This window comes from Streptomyces ficellus, assembly GCF_009739905.1.
GTDB lineage: Bacteria > Actinomycetota > Actinomycetes > Streptomycetales > Streptomycetaceae > Streptomyces > Streptomyces ficellus_A.
In genome coordinates this window covers 477,681-492,198 of the sequence record NZ_CP034279.1, presented here as the reverse complement: position 1 = coordinate 492,198, position 14,518 = coordinate 477,681, and the positions used below count along the sequence as shown (strand labels likewise).

At 74.6% G+C, this 14,518-nt stretch carries 13 protein-coding genes; 8 read left to right on the top strand and 5 right to left on the bottom strand.

The genetic code is table 11. From position 1 onward, the window contains the following. Nucleotides 1-19: 19 nt before the first annotated feature. The gene (locus EIZ62_RS02215) at nucleotides 20-583 is read right to left on the bottom strand and encodes a DUF3291 domain-containing protein (RefSeq protein WP_156691021.1); all 564 of its coding nucleotides are present in this window, start codon (nucleotides 581-583) and stop codon (nucleotides 20-22) included. Between the two features lie 312 nt (nucleotides 584-895). Between EIZ62_RS02215 and EIZ62_RS02210 the strand changes: the two genes are divergently transcribed. The 3 genes from EIZ62_RS02210 to EIZ62_RS02200 all read left to right on the top strand — a co-directional run bounded on the left by EIZ62_RS02210 (nucleotide 896) and on the right by EIZ62_RS02200 (nucleotide 3,029). Then, nucleotides 896-1,540: a class I SAM-dependent methyltransferase gene (locus EIZ62_RS02210; protein ID WP_156691020.1), complete on the top strand. Its 645-nt coding sequence runs from the start codon at nucleotides 896-898 to the stop codon at nucleotides 1,538-1,540. A gap of 174 nt (nucleotides 1,541-1,714) precedes the next feature. Then, a complete protein-coding gene (locus EIZ62_RS02205) occupies nucleotides 1,715-2,074 on the top strand; it encodes a phage holin family protein (protein WP_156691019.1) in 360 nt (119 codons plus the stop codon). 100 nt (nucleotides 2,075-2,174) lie between these two features. After that, nucleotides 2,175-3,029, top strand: coding sequence for a DMT family transporter (locus EIZ62_RS02200; RefSeq protein WP_156691018.1), 855 nt, complete (start codon nucleotides 2,175-2,177; stop codon nucleotides 3,027-3,029). Between the two features lie 446 nt (nucleotides 3,030-3,475). On the opposite strand, the gene EIZ62_RS02195 is transcribed toward EIZ62_RS02200, so the two are convergent. Both EIZ62_RS02195 and EIZ62_RS02190 read right to left on the bottom strand, forming a co-directional pair. After that, nucleotides 3,476-5,074, bottom strand: coding sequence for a glycerol-3-phosphate dehydrogenase/oxidase (locus EIZ62_RS02195; protein WP_156691017.1), 1,599 nt, complete (start codon nucleotides 5,072-5,074; stop codon nucleotides 3,476-3,478). Beyond that, nucleotides 5,071-5,670 (bottom strand): TetR/AcrR family transcriptional regulator, encoded by a 600-nt coding sequence (locus tag EIZ62_RS02190; RefSeq protein WP_156691016.1) that lies wholly within the window; start codon nucleotides 5,668-5,670, stop codon nucleotides 5,071-5,073. The genes EIZ62_RS02195 and EIZ62_RS02190 overlap by 4 nt, the downstream gene beginning before the upstream one ends. 74 nt (nucleotides 5,671-5,744) lie before the next feature. On the opposite strand from EIZ62_RS02190, the gene EIZ62_RS02185 reads away from it, so the two are divergent. From EIZ62_RS02185 to EIZ62_RS02175, 3 genes are read left to right on the top strand one after another with little or no spacing between them, the layout of a single operon-like run. Further along, the gene (locus EIZ62_RS02185; protein WP_156691015.1) at nucleotides 5,745-7,343 is read left to right on the top strand and encodes an FAD-binding oxidoreductase; all 1,599 of its coding nucleotides are present in this window, start codon (nucleotides 5,745-5,747) and stop codon (nucleotides 7,341-7,343) included. 43 nt (nucleotides 7,344-7,386) lie between these two features. Then, on the top strand, nucleotides 7,387-8,271 hold the full coding sequence (locus tag EIZ62_RS02180; RefSeq protein WP_156691014.1) for a diacylglycerol/lipid kinase family protein: 885 nt from the start codon (nucleotides 7,387-7,389) through the stop codon (nucleotides 8,269-8,271). A 60-nt stretch (nucleotides 8,272-8,331) separates the two neighbouring features. After that, nucleotides 8,332-8,685: an iron chaperone gene (locus tag EIZ62_RS02175; protein WP_156691013.1), complete on the top strand. Its 354-nt coding sequence runs from the start codon at nucleotides 8,332-8,334 to the stop codon at nucleotides 8,683-8,685. Nucleotides 8,686-8,787: 102 nt separating this feature from the next. On the opposite strand, the gene EIZ62_RS02170 is transcribed toward EIZ62_RS02175, so the two are convergent. Beyond that, on the bottom strand, nucleotides 8,788-11,049 hold the full coding sequence (locus EIZ62_RS02170; RefSeq protein WP_156691012.1) for an MMPL family transporter: 2,262 nt from the start codon (nucleotides 11,047-11,049) through the stop codon (nucleotides 8,788-8,790). Between the two features lie 225 nt (nucleotides 11,050-11,274). Between EIZ62_RS02170 and EIZ62_RS02165 the strand changes: the two genes are divergently transcribed. Both EIZ62_RS02165 and EIZ62_RS02160 read left to right on the top strand, forming a co-directional pair. Then, nucleotides 11,275-13,113 (top strand): glycoside hydrolase family 15 protein, encoded by a 1,839-nt coding sequence (locus EIZ62_RS02165; protein ID WP_156691011.1) that lies wholly within the window; start codon nucleotides 11,275-11,277, stop codon nucleotides 13,111-13,113. A 75-nt stretch (nucleotides 13,114-13,188) separates the two neighbouring features. Continuing rightward, nucleotides 13,189-13,431 carry a hypothetical protein gene (locus EIZ62_RS02160; protein WP_156691010.1) on the top strand — a complete coding sequence of 81 codons (243 nt, stop codon included), beginning with the start codon at nucleotides 13,189-13,191 and terminating at the stop codon, nucleotides 13,429-13,431. Between the two features lie 2 nt (nucleotides 13,432-13,433). On the opposite strand, the gene EIZ62_RS02155 is transcribed toward EIZ62_RS02160, so the two are convergent. Next, entirely contained in the window at nucleotides 13,434-14,471 is a 1,038-nt protein-coding gene (locus EIZ62_RS02155; protein ID WP_156691009.1) for a lactonase family protein, read from the bottom strand. Between the last annotated feature and the right edge of the window lie 47 nt (nucleotides 14,472-14,518).

The following is a 14,518-nucleotide window of genomic DNA, read 5'->3' as shown; positions in this document are numbered from 1 at the left end:
CGCTCGGCTCGGCCCAGCTTCACACGGCGCCCCGCGCCGGGCGAGCGCGCGATGCCCGGACGGCCGCCGCCGGGCCCCCGTCCGGGGCGAACGAGTCGTGGAAGGTGAAGGCGTGCGGTGCGGCGCCGTGGGCATGGAGGTGCTCCAGCCTGGAAACCCCGTTGTGCCAGGTGGGTATCACGCCGTCGGAGACCCACCACAGCACGTGGTTCGGGTGCCCCGTCCGCTCGAACCAGTCGTAACGCCTGCTCAGGGCCGTACGGTGCGGACCGGTGTAGACGGCGTCGAAGGCGGAGCGCAGGTCGGTCCAGAGCGAGAGGGAGGCGGCCAGGGCGGTGGTTTCCGGTGTACGGCCCTTGCCGTACCAAGCCGGTACGGCGAACTCTCCCCACGCACCCCAGTCCGCGTCGAAGAGCACGCCCCGGTCACCGTCCGCCGCTTCAGCATGCGCGAGGTAGCCGGGGTGTTGACCCATCGCCCGGTAGACGGACTCCCCCACGTCGTAGAACTCGCGTGTGAGAGGCGCGGGGTCGGCGAGAGGTGACGTCAGTACGCCGAACGTGTACAGAGCAAGGTGGGGCATGCGTCTCTCCGTGGTCAGCGGGTGTTGGTGTGCCGGGGTGCGTGCGGGGTGAACGACTCGTCCTGTCGCGGCCGGCGCAGCCTGAAGGAGTCCCCGTGACCGTGGGCGGCCCAACGAGGACCAGGTGAAAGTAGCCGCCCGTGCGGACCCTGTCGAAGTTGCGTCCCGCCCGCCCAAGTGCCCCTGCCCCAGGCGCTCGCGGCGGCTGGGGGCGGTGGTGGTGTCCGCCGTCCGGACGTCGCCCTGGCGGGCCCCGGCAGGGGGCCGGTACCGTCGTCGCTTCAATCCCGTACGACCACGGAGGTGGGTCGCGTGAGCCAGGTGCCACGGCCCGGGGGCGCGTCGGCCGCCGAGGTCTTCGACGCGGTCGGCGCGCGGTACGAAGAGGTGTTCGCCGACGTGCCCGGTCAACTGGAGGCGCTGGACTGGCTCACCGGCCGGCTCCGGCCCGGCGCGCGCGTCCTGGACGTGGGCAGCGGCACCGGGCGTCCCGCCGCGGAGACGCTCGTCCGGGCGGGTTTCGCCGTGACCGGCATCGACGTGTCGGCCGAAATGGTCCGGCTGGCCCGCCGGCGGGTGCCCGGCGCGGACTTCCGGCAGGCCGACGTACGCGCCTACCGGGCGCCGGAGGGCGGCTACGACGCGGTGTGCGCGTTCTTCCCGCTGCTGATGATGGACCAGCCCGAGGTGGAGACGTCCCTGTCCGCCATGGCGTCGTGGGTCGCTCCCGGTGGCGCGTTCGCCATGGCCACCGTGCCCGGTGACGTCAGGAACCTCGACATCGAGTGGATGGGGCACCGGGTCACGGTGAGCAGCCTGGCGGCCGCGGACCAGCTGCGGGTGCTGGAGGACGCGGGCCTGGAGGTCGTCCACCACCACACCGCGCTCTACCGTCCCCACGGGCCGGACGCGGAACCCGAACCCCATCTCTACGTCCACGCCCACCGCCCCGGCTGACCCAGGCATGACCCGCCGGACCGGGGGCAGACGAAAGACATCCCCCTTCGGGACGGCCCCCCTCCGTCCCGCCACGGCCCCGCCGCCTTCCCCCGCCGGCGGGGCCGTCGGCGTTTCCCGGGGCGGCACCGGTGGCCCGGGAATGGCCGCACGCGGCGCGGGTACGAGCGCGGCATGGAGCCGTTGCCCGAGGAGACACGCAACACGGTCCGCGAGGACCTCGACATCGCGCGGGACGAGGCGAGCCTCGGCCTGTCCGAAGCCCGCCACGGCGTCGCGGCCCTGGCGGCCGGCGGGGCGTGCGGGCTGCTCGCCCTCTGGTCGGCGCACTCGACGCTGGTGCGCGGCCTGGAGCGCGTGTGGACCCCCGAACGGGTCGCGGGCGCGCTCACCGTCGTCTACGCGTCGGGTGCCTCCGTCCTCGTCCACTACGGCTCGAAGCGCATGCGGGTCGCCCGCGCCGCGTCCCGTGAGGCGCTGAACTCCTCCGTGGACGTGGTCCGGGGCGTGGTGGACGAGCTGAAGGACGGCTGACCCCGCCGCGGGCGGGCGGACCGGTGTTCACCCCACTCCTCTGGCCGGGGCCCGGCCGTGTCGGCGCCCCGGCACCCGCTCGCGGGGCGAGGATCGACGGATGGGCGTCCTCCTCCCCACCGTCTTCGCGCTGTGCGCCGCGACCGCCAACGGTCTCGCCACCGTGCTCCAGCGCCGTGCCACGCTGACCGTCCCCCAGACGCAGGGCTTCCGCCCCGGCATGGTGCTCGACCTGTTGCGCCGGCCCCTGTGGCTCGCCGGCATCCTGTGCGTGATCGTCGCCGGCGTGGGCCAGGCCGCCGCCCTGGCGACCGGGCCCCTCGCCCTCGTACAGCCCCTGTTCGTCCTGGAGCTGCCGCTGGCCCTGCTGTTCGGGTCGCTCGCGGACCGCCGGAGCATGGCCCCGCGCCTGTGGGCGGCGGTGGCCGCCGTCGTCGGCGGGCTGGTCCTCGCCATGGTCGCCGCCTCACCGCAGGGCAACCGCACCCGTGTGCCACTGGACCGGTGGATCCCGACCCTGGCGGTGTGCGCCGTGGTGGTCCTGCTGCTGACGGCCACCGCGCTGCGCCGCCCCCCGGGGAAGGCGCGCGCCGGGTGCCTCGGGGCCGCCACCGCCGTCTGCTACGCGCTGACCGCCTGCCTGATGAAGACGTCCATGCACATCCTCGACGACGAGGGCGTCGGCGCGTTCTTCACCACCTGGCACACCTACGCCTTCGCCGCGTGCGGTGTCGCCGCGCTGCTCCTGCTCGAACACGCCCTCCAGGGCGGCCCGCTGGTGGCGTCGCAGCCGGCGCTCACCCTCGGGGACGCGACCGTGAGCCTGGTGCTGGGGGTGCTGCTCTACGAGGAACACCTGCGCGGCCACTGGTGGCTGCTGCCGGAGCTGGTCGGGGTCGGCCTCGTCGTCGCCGGGGTGCTCGCACTGGCGAGGGCGGAGAGCGAATACGGGTGACCGGCGGGCCCGGACCCGCCCCGCGCCCGCCCCGTGCCGGCCATCCGTCGTCCCGCACGGGCGGTGGGCCGCCATTCGTCTCGGAACACGAAGCGGCCCCGGCGCCCGCGTCGGCCCCGCGACGCGGGGTACGCGCGGGACGTGACACGACAACACCACCATGACGACGACGATGTGACCCGGAGGAACCCGTGAACCCCATCGTGACCGCTTCGCAGGACGCCTCGGCCGCCCCCGCGTGGCTGCACGTGACCGTGATGGCCGTGGCCGTACTGATCCTCTGCTACAGCCTGACCCGGCACAGCAACTGACTCGTCCGGCGCGCAGCCTGTTACGCGCCCACGGGGCGTGCGTTCCGTCCCACGCCGAGGGGCGTGAACCCCTGTACCGCACGCCGGGGCGCGAACCCCTGTTCCACACCCGGTGTTCCACACCCGGCGCGCAGCCTACGAGGCGTGCGGCGTCAGCCTCTCGTCGTCCTCGTGGCGCAGCACCTCCGTCGCCGTGCTCAGTGCCGTCTCCCGGTCCTGCGGCACGACGCCGATCCGGGTGCGGCGGTCCAGCAGGTCGCCCTCGTCGAGGGCGCCCTCGTGGCGCACCGCCCACACGAGTTCCGCCACGGTGACCGGGTGGCCCGGTACGACGGGGCGCGCCAGCTGCGGGTCCGTGAGGCCCAGGGCGTGCACGGCGGGCGCCTCGGTGCCGTAGCGGCGGACCAGCCGGCGGGGAGCGTCCAGCCGGGCGAGGGTGCCCGGCGACGCGGCGCCCACCAGCGGCAGGGCGGCCGTGCGGCACGGACCGGCGGCGAGGCCGCGGGCCGAGACGGCCGCGTCCAGCGCGTCCTGCGCCATGCGGCGGTACGTGGTGAGCTTGCCGCCCACCACCGTGACGACCCCGTCGGGCGACGTCAGTACCGCGTGCCTGCGGGAGATGTCGGCCGTGCGCGACGAGCCGGCCGCACCCGGCGCGCCGGACGTGTCCAGGAGCGGGCGCAGCCCGGCGAAGGCGCCGATCACGTCGGCGCGGCCCAGCGACACGTCGAGCGCCGACCCGAGCACGTCGAGCAGGAAGCCGATGTCCGTCTCGGGGACCTCGGGCACGTCCGGGACGTCCCCGTCGACGGGCTCGTCGGTGAGCCCCACGTACACCCGTCCGTCGCCCTGGGGGAGGACCAGGACGAAGCGGTTGGACTCGCCGGGGATGGGGATGTGCATGCCGGCGGTGAGGGAGCCGAGGTCCTCGGAGCGGAGCACCAGGTGGGTGCCGCGCGAGGGGCGCAGCCGGATGTCGTCGATGAGGCCGCCCGCCCAGACGCCGGTGGCGTTGACGACCGCGCGGGCCCTGATCCGCGTCTCCTCGCCGGTGAGTTCGTCCCGCACGAGGGCGCCGCCCCCGTCGAGGGAGAGCGCCCGGGTGCGGGTGAGGATCCGCGCGCCGTGCGCGGCGGCGGTCCGGGCCAGGGCGGTCACCAGCCGGGCGTCGTCGCTGAGGCGGCCGTCCCAGGAGAGCAGTCCGCCGCGCAGGCCGGCCGGGCGCAGCGCGGGCGCCATGTGCCGGGTCTCGACGGCGGAGAGGGCGCGCGGCCCGGGCAGCGTGGAGCGCGACGTACGCGCCGAGGCGCGCAGCAGGTCGCCGGCGTGCAGTCCGGCGCGCGCGAGCGCCGCCTGCGACCGGGAGACCAGCGGGGTGAGCGGCAGCACGAAGGGCTGGGCGGCGACCAGGTGGGGTGCGGTCCGCTCCATCAGGACACCGCGCTCCACGGCGCTCTCGTGGGCGACGTCGAGCTGTCCGGTGGCCAGGTAGCGCAGGCCGCCGTGGATGAGCTTGGAACTCCACCGGGAGGTGCCGAAGGCCAGGTCGTGGGCGTCGATCGCGGCGACGGTCAGCCCCCGGGACGCGGCATCGAGCGCGGCGCCCGCGCCGGTGGCCCCGAGGCCGACGACCAGGACGTCGACCTGTTCCCCGTCGGCGAGCCCGGCCAGTTCACGGCGGCGGCGCGCCGCGCTCAGCGACGAAGAAGCACGTGTGGTGCGCGGGTGGCTCATGGGGTGAGGGTCCTTTCCAGGAGGGTCCGCAGCTCACCGAGGAAGGCCGCTTCGTCGAGCGCGGGGTCGGACGCGTCGGTCATGGTGCGCAGCGAGAGCGTGAAGGACTGGACGACCAGCAGGACGGACCGGGCCTGGAGGTCGGGGTGCGCCGTGCGGACGGAACCGTCGGCGTGCCCCTCCTTCAGCGCACCGGTGATGAGGCCCAGCAGCGCGTCCTGGCTCGCTCCCCGCCGGTCGAGCACGTAGGGCAGCAGCAGCTCGGGGTCCACGTCGAGGATCTTGTGGAACAGCGGATGGGCGCGGAACGCCTCGATCCCGGCGACCAGCCCGTCGACGAGCCGCGTCCGGGCCGGGGCGCCCGGGACGCGCTCGGGCATCGCCGCCACGGCCAGGCCGACCCACTCACGGGTCATCACGTCCCCGACCAGCGTGCGCACGTCCGGCCACCTGCGGTAGAGCGTCATGCGCGAGACCCCGGCGCGGCGGGCCACGTCGGTGAGCGTCGTGCGGCGGACGCCGACGGCGAGGACGCAGTCGCGGGCCGCGTCGAGGACGGCTTCCCCGTCCGAATGGTTGTGACGAATGGGCGTCATCTGTCACAGTGTACCGCCAGGCGGGCCGGCGAGCACGCCACGATCCCGAACCGACGGTGAGGAAACCGATCCCCGTGGACATGTTGTGGAGCGGCTGGGGCGACCCGGCCAAGGCGGCACCCCTGCCCGACACCGTGACCGGCCTGCTGCGCGACCTGCTCGGCGTCACCCCGCGGGGCAGCGGCCCCACCGCACTGGACGACATCGCGGTCCCCGGGTCCCCGCTCACCCCCGAGGCGCACCGCGCCCTCGCCGACTGCCTCGGCGACCCCGCCCACCTGCGCACCGACGCCGAGACCCGCATCCGGCACACCCGCGGCAAGTCCACCCCCGACCTGCTGCGCATCCGCGCCGGCGAGGTCGACGACATCCCCGCCGCCGTCCTGCTGCCCGGCAGCCACGACGAGGTCCTCGCTGTCCTGCGCGTCTGCGCCGAACACCAGGTGGCCGCCGTACCGTTCGGCGGCGGCACCTCCGTCGTCGGCGGCCTCGCCCCCGAGCGCACCACCTTCGTCGCCCTCGACCTGCGCAGGCTGGACGCCCTGCTGGGCCTGGACGAGGTCTCCCGCACCGCCACCCTCCAGCCCGGCCTGCGCGCGCCCCGCGCCGAAGCCCTGCTCAACGAACGCGGCTACACGCTCGGCCACTTCCCCCAGTCCTACGAGTGGGCCACCATCGGCGGCTTCGCCGCCGCCCGCTCCAGCGGCCAGGCCTCCGCCGGGTACGGCCGGTTCGACGAGATGGTCCTCGGTCTCACCGTCGCCACCCCGGAGGGCACCTGGGAGACCGGACGCGCCCCCCGCTCGGCCGCCGGTCCCGACCTGCGCCAGCTCGTCCTCGGCTCCGAGGGCGCGCTCGGCGTCATCACCTCGGTGACCGTCCGGATCCGCCCGCTGCCCCAGGAGCGGGTCTACGAGGGCTGGCGCTTCGCCTCCTTCGAGGCCGGCGCCGCCGCGCTCCGCAGGATCGCCCAGGACGGCCCGCGCCCCACCGTGCTGCGCCTCTCCGACGAGACGGAGACCTTCATCGGGCTCGCCCAGCCCGACCGCATCGGCAGCGCCGACGCCGCCGGCTCGGCCGGCTGCATGGCGGTCGTCGGCTACGAGGGGACGGCCGCGGCGAACGAGGAGTGCCGGACCGGCGTCCACCAGGTGCTCCTCGCCGAGGGCGGCGAGCACGTCGGCAGCGAACCCGGCGACCGCTGGGCCCACGGCCGCTACAACGCCCCCTACCTGCGCGACGCGCTCCTGGACGCCGGCGCCTTCGCCGAGACCCTGGAGACCGCCGCCTTCTGGTCCGCGATCCCGGAGCTCTACCAGGGCGTCCGCCTGGCCCTCACCACCACCCTCACCGACGCGGGCACGCCCCCGCTGGTCATGTGCCACATCTCGCACGTGTACGAGAACGGCGCCTCCCTGTACTTCACGGTCGTCTCCGCCCAGGGCGAGGACCCCGTCGCGCACTGGGCACCGGCCAAGCACGCCGCCAACGAGGCGATCCTCGCCGCCGGGGGCACCATCAGCCACCACCACGGCGTGGGCACCGACCACCGGGACTGGTACGCCACGGAGGTGGGCCCCCTCGGCGTCCGCGTCCTCCAGGCCGCCAAGGCGGAGCTCGACCCCGCCGGCGTGCTCAACCCCGGCATCCTCGTCCCCCCGCGCCACCCCTGACCCGGCCCACCCCCAGCCTGCCCAGCCCTACGGAGGCGCGCACATGCGACAGTTCACCGCCGTCGTCAACCCGGCCGCGGGAAGTTCCAGCGGCACGGCGGCCCTGCTGCCCGTGGCCCGGCTCCTGCGGGAGGCGGGAGCCGGGCTGGACACCCGTTACAGCCGCAGCCTCGACCACGCCCGCGAACTGGCCCTCCAAGCCGCCTCGCAGGGGCGTGTGGTGCTCGCCGTCGGAGGCGACGGCATGGCCGGCGCGGTCGGCGGCGTGCTCAGCGGCACCGACGCCGTCCTCGGACTCGTACCCTCGGGCCGCGGCAACGACTTCGCCAGGGCCCTCGCCCTGCCCACCGACCCGGCGGCCCTGTCGGAGCTGCTGCTCGGCGCCGAGCCGCGCGCCGTCGACACCATCCGGGTCGACTCGGCCGTACACGACGGCGTCTCGGTCCTCGGCAGCGTGTACGCCGGCGTCGACGCGGTCGCCAACCGGTACGCCAACCAGTCCCGGCTGCTGCGCGGCGCAGCCTCGTACTACGCGGGCGGGGCGCGCGCGGTGGCCGGCTGGCGACCGGCGGCGTACCGCATCACCGTCGACGGCGGGGAGGCGCGCGAGCTCCGCGGCTACACCGTCGTCGCCGCCAACTCCGGCTTCTACGGGTTCGGCCGCCGCGTCGCGCCGGACGCCCGCGTCGACGACGGCCTGCTCGACGTCGTGGTGATCCGGCACGCCCCGAAACGGCTGTTCTTCACGATGATGAACGAGCTGAAGACCGGCGCGCACATGGGCCGCCCGCAGGTCGAGGTCCTGCGCGGCAAGGAGATCCGCATCGAGGCCGACCGCGGTCTCCCCTACGGCGCGGACGGCGAGGTCGACGCGACCCTCCCGGTCACGGTCCGCGTCCAGCCAGGCGCCCTGCACGTGCTGCGCTGAACGCGCGCGGGGGAGCGGCGGCGCCTAGCGTGGCACGGTAGGCAGCGAAAGGGCGGACCCGTGACAGAGCACTTCGCGTCGGTCGACGACTACATCGCCTCGTTCCCCGAGGACGTCCGGGGCGTCCTCGAAGAGGTGCGGCGGACGATCCACGACGCCGCGCCCGACGGCGTGGGCGAGAAAATCTCCTACGGGATCCCGGCGGTCACCCACGGCCGCCGGAGCCTCGTCTACTTCGCCGGCTGGCAGAAGCACGTCAGCGTCTACCCCGTCCCCGAGGGCGACGACGCCTTCCAGCGGGACATCGAGCCCTACCGGTCGGGCAAGGGAACCCTGAAGTTCCCGCTCTCCGCACCCGTGCCGTACGACCTCATCGCCCGGGTGGTGGGCCACCTCCTCGCCGAACGCCCCTGAGAGGGCGCGCCCGAGGGTGCCCCCGTCGTGACCGGTCACCCGCGGACCGGGGAACAGGCCACTTCGGGCGGCAGCGGCCGCAGGGGCGGCTCGCCCGGGGCGTCAGCCGGCCCGCCCCCCGCCGGGCGGGGCGGGGGCACCGGCGTCCGCGTGGGCGGCGGACTCGCCCTCCGTGTCGATGTGCGGCAGCACGCGGTCCAGCCACCTCGGCGTCCACCAGGCCGACTTGCCCAGCAGGGTCATCGCCGCGGGGACGAGCAGGAGGCGGACGATGGTGGCGTCGATGAGCACGCTCGCGGCGAGGCCCAGGCCCAGCATCTTGACCACGATGTTGTCGCTGAGGATGAACGCGGCGAAGACGCTCACCATGATCAGCGCGGCGCACGTGATCACCCGCGCCGTGATCTCCAGCGCGTGCGCGACGCTCGCCTTCGGGTCGCCGGTGCGCACCCACGCCTCGTGGACGCGGGACAGCAGGAAGATCTCGTAGTCCATGCTGAGCCCGAACACGATCGCGAACATCATCATCGGTACGTAGCTCTCGATGGGCACCTCGCCCGACACGCCCAGCGCGGGCCCGCCCCAGCCCCACTGGAAGACGGCCACCACCACCCCGTACGACGCGGCGATCGACAACACGTTGAGCACGGCCGCCTTGACGGCGACGAGCACACCGCGGAACACGACCAGGATCACCAGGAACGCGAGGCCCACCACCACCGCGATGATCAGCGGCAGCCGGCTGGAGACGATGTCCAGGAAGTCCACCTGGGCCGCGGTCGTGCCCGTCACGTACGTCCGGGCGTCGGTGCCGGACACCGCCTGCGGAAGCACGTCGTCCACCAGGTGGTTGACGAGGTTCGTGGTCTTCTCGTCCTGCGGATCGGCGACCGAGTACGCCGTCCCGATCAGCACGTCACCGTCCGGTGTCGCCTTCAGCGGTGTGATCAGCGCCGCGTCGGGCACGTTCGCCAGGGTGCTCTGCGCCCGGCTCGCCAGCGACGACCGGTCCGCCTGCGGCACGTCCGTCTGGTCGACGACCAGGGTCAGCGGACCGTTCGACCCGGGCCCGAACGCCGAGGACATCAGGTCGAACGCCCGCCGGTCGGTGAACGACTTGGGGTCCGCCCCGTCGCCGATGTGCCCCAGCTGGATGAACAGCAGCGGCACCGCCAGGACCGCGAGGACCACGACCCCCGAGACGAGGAACCACCACGGGCGGCGCTCCACCCGCTGGGCGTACCGGTGCCAGGTGCCGTGCGCCGTCTCACCGGGCCCGGCCTCCGTCTCGGCGATCGGCCGCCGTACGCGCAGCTTGTCGATCCGCCGCCCGGCCAGGCCCAGCATCGCCGGCACCAGGGTGAGCGCCCCGAGGACGGCCGTGACCACCGTGACGGCCGCCGCCAGGCCCAGCTTGCCGATGAAGCTGATGCCCGACACCCACAGCCCCGACAGGGCGATGATCACCGTGCAGCCGGAGACGAGCACCGCGCGGCCGCTGGTCGCCGCCGCCAGCCCGGCCGCGGTCGCCGGGTCCCGCCCGTCCATCAGGTTCTGCCGGTGCCGGGTGATCAGGAACAGGGCGTAGTCGATACCGACACCCAGACCGATCATCGTGGCGAGGGTCGGCGACACCGTGGCGAACGTGAAGGCCGCGGCCAGCAGCCCCAGCAAACCCAGTCCGCAGACCACCGCGACCAGGGCGGTCACCAGCGGCATCACCGCCGCCACGACACTGCCGAAGCCGATCAGCAGGACCAGGATGGCCACCCCGAAGCCGATGGCCTCGCTGGTGCGGTCGTCCGGCTCCGGCCGCGCCAGTTCGCCCAGCGGCCCGCCGTACTCCACCTCCACGTCCGCCGCGCGCAGCGGCTCGACCGCCGTGTCGACACCGTCCAGGTAGGACGAGCCCAGCGTGGACGGCTGCACGTCGAAGCGCACGGTGATGTACGCGGTCTTCCCGTCCGACGACAACGGCCCCACGTTGGGCGTGCCCTTCGCCGGCGGTGGCGTACCGGGCGCGGGCAGCGGGTTCTGCGCGCTCAGCACGTGCGGCAGCTTCCCCAGGTTCGTCACCGCCGTGCCGATCGGCCCGCTCTCGTCGGTGAGCGGCTTCGCCGAGTCGTGCAGCACGACCTGGGCGCTGTACCCGCCCGCGGCCGGGTCGTGGGCCTTCAGCACGTTCAGGCCGTCCTCGGACTGCGACCCCGGCAGCGCGAAGTTGTCCGAGTAGTCGCCCCCGTACAACCGGTCCAGTACCTGGAGCCCCGCCACGGCCGCGAGCCACAGGACGATGACGGTCACGAAGTGGCGGGAGCACCAGGCGCCCGTGCGGCGCAGTGCCCCCTTCTGCGGTGACGTCATGCGCCCTCCCGAAACACCGGCCCGGTCGTGGGGGGACCGCGACACGACGACGCGTGCCGCCCACGGGCGGGCGGCGCACCTGATGCCGCCATTCAAGGCCGCCGCCCGCCGTTCGGCACGCCCCGCGCCGCCCGACGGGTGACCGCCCGGCCGGACCGCCCGGCATGCGGGGCGGAGCACCCGGTCCTAGCGTGGGGGGACGGGCGAGCTCGCGAAGGGACCGCCATGCGCCGCTACCCACCCATCGCCGACCACGGGCTCATCGGCGACCTGCGGACGGCGGCCCTCGTCTCCTCCGACGGGGTGCTCGACTGGTTCTGCGCGCCCCGCTTCGACTCGCCCAGCCTGTTCGCCGCCCTCCTCGACCACGACCGCGGCGGCTACTTCGCCATCGCCCCCGACGCGCCGGACGCCACGACGCGCCAGCTCTACCTCGCCGACACCGCCGTCCTGGTGACGCGCTTCATGACCGAGGAGGGCGTCGGGGAGGTCGTCGACTTCATGCCGCCGGCCGAGGCCGGCACCCCCGAGGACCGGCGCCGCGTCATCAGGGTCATGCGGGTCACGCGCGGCACCGTCCGCTTCCGGCTGGAGTGCCGCCCCCGCTTCGACTACGGCCGGGCGGCCCACCACCTCGACCTGGACCGGGACTCGGCACGCTTCACCGGCCCGGGACTGACGGCCCACCTGCACGTCGGCGGGGACGCGGCCCGGCCCGTGCGGCTGCTCCGCGACGGCGACGACGTCCACACCGGGCTGACGCTGAACCAGGGACAGCGCGCGGCCGCCGTCCTGACCGTGTGTCCGGGCACCGGCACGTCACCGCCGCCCAGACCGGACGAGGACAGCGTCCGCGAGGCGTTCCTCTCCACCTACGACTACTGGCACCGCTGGGTGCGCCGCAGCCGGTACCGGGGCCGCTGGCAGCAGGTGGTCAACCGCTCGGCGATCACCCTCAAGCTGATGACGTACGCCCCCAGCGGCGCACCCGTGGCCGCCGTCACCACCGGGCTGCCCGAGCGGCTCGGCGGGGAACGCAACTGGGACTACCGCTACACGTGGGTGCGCGACGCGTCCCTGTCCGTGAAGGCGCTGCTTGACCTCGGGTACGAGGAGGAGGCGGACGCGTTCCGGCGCTGGCTGGGCGCCCGCGTCGCGACGGGCACCACCATCACGGACGAGCCGCTCCAGATCATGTACCGGGTGGACGGCGACCCGCACCTGGCCGAGGAGGTCCTCGGCCACCTGGAGGGCTACCGGGGCTCGGCACCGGTCCGGGCCGGCAACGACGCGGCCGGACAGCTCCAGCTCGACATCTACGGCGAGGTGGCCTACGCCCTGACCCACGCCCGGGACCTGGCGCAGCTCGCCGGGTACGACGGCTGGCGCAACCTCAGCGCCCTCCTCGACTGGCTGGCCCGCAGCTGGGACCGCCCCGACGAGGGCATCTGGGAGACCCGCGGCGGCCGCAGGGACTTCACCTTCAGCCGCCTGATGTGCTGGACGGCCTTCGACCGCGGCATCCGGCTGGCCGGCGAACTGGCCCGGCCCGCCGACGTCGCGGGCTGGACCGCCGCACGGGACGCGGTCTTCGAGCAGATCATGGACCGGGGCTGGAGCCCGCGCCGCGGGGCGTTCGTCCAGCACTACGGCAGCGACGTCCTCGACGCGTCGCTGCTGCTGATGCCGGTGGTGGGCTTCCTCTCCCCGAAGGACCGGCGCTGGCTGTCGACCCTGGACGCCATGGAGGCCGAACTCGTCTCCGACAGCCTCGTCCACCGCTACGACCCGCTCGCCTCGCCCGACGGGCTCCGCGGGGAGGAGGGCACCTTCTCCCTGTGCAGCTTCCTGTACGCCGGGGCCCTGGCCCGCGCGGGCCGGCTCGGGATGGCCCGGTACGCGTTCGACAAGATGCTCACCTACGCCAACCACGTGGGCCTGTTCGCCGAGGAGATCGGGCCGACCGGTGAGCAACTGGGCAACTTCCCGCAGGCGTTCACCCACGTGGCGCTCATCATGGCCGCGCTCGCGCTCGACGAGGAACTGGACCGCGCCGGCGACTGACCACCGGATGCGCGGTTGCGCCGGACGGGCGACGGGCGCGGTGACCCGGGCGGCGCGACGGTCGTTGGGCCGGGCATGTCACGTACCAGCACCCGCGCCCTGACCCTGCTCGCCCTCGCCGGCGCGGCCCTGGCGGCCGGCCCCGCCGCCCACGCCGAGTCCCTCAACGGAGGCATCGTCGACAAGGTCCACGTCGGACTCGACGGCAGGCTCGCCCAGCCCGTCCTGGACGAGGCCGTCCACACCGTCGACACGGTGCAGTCCAAGGCGTCGATCCAGCCGGGCGGTCCGGCCCGGGGCGGTGGCGCCGGACGCTGACGTCAGGAGAGGACCAGGCACGCGGCGGCCGGCACCTCCACCGCGCCGCCGCGCTCCAGCCGCCCGCTCTCCTGGTCCACGGCGAACCGGGTGACGTCCCCGGACCACTCGTTGACCACGTACAGCCGGCGCCCTGAGGCGTCGGTCACCAGGTCGCGGGGCCACACCCCGCCGCAGTCCGTCACGGCCGTGAGCAGCGGCTTCTCGGCCCCTCCCGCCAGCGCGTACGTCAGGATCCGGTTGCTGCCGCGCACGGCCGCCCACAGGAACCGCCCGTCGGGCGACTCGCGCACCACCGACGGGAACACCCGTCCCCCGTCCGGTGCGCCCTCGGGGTCGACCGCCACCTCCGCCAGCGGCTCCAGCCGCCCGGCCACCGCGTCCCACCGGCAGACGGTCATCAGCGGCTCCAGCTCGTGCAGGACGTGGACCACCTCGCCGTCCGGGTGGAAGGCGGCGTGGCGCGGCCCGGACCCGGCCCGCAGCACCGTCTCGGTGTGCACCCGCAGCCCGCCGGTCTCCTGGTCCACCGCGCAGACCCGCACCGCGTCCGTGCCCAGGTCCACGCTCAGCACCCACCGCCCTTCCGGGGCGGGCAGCACCTGGTGGGCGTGCGGCCCCCGCTGCCGCTCGGGGTCGGGCCCGGAGCCGTGGAACTCCAGCACGGAAGGCGGCCCGGACGGACCGCCGTCGGGGCCGGTGGCGAGGCTGCTGACGCTGCCCGAGCCGTAGTTCGCGGTGAGCAGCCTGCGCCCGGCGAGGGCCAGGTGGTTCGGCCCGTCACCGGCCACGGCGACCGCCGGGCCGAGCGGGGTCAGGCTTCCGTCGGGGCCGGTGCGGAAGGCCGCGACCGCGCCCGCCTCGGTGTCGCTCACCGCGTAGAGGATCCCCGCCGCCCGGTCGAGGGTCAGGGACGAGGGGTTGGCCACGGTGTCGACGCCGTGCCGCGGGGTCAGGTCCCCGGTCGCCGGGTCGACGGCCGCGACCGTGATGCCGCGGCCGCCCCCCGAGGTGAACGAGCCGATGTACGCCCAGTGCACGCCGGTGCCCTTCCTGCCGTTGCCGAGTCGACTGGCTGGGCACTGTA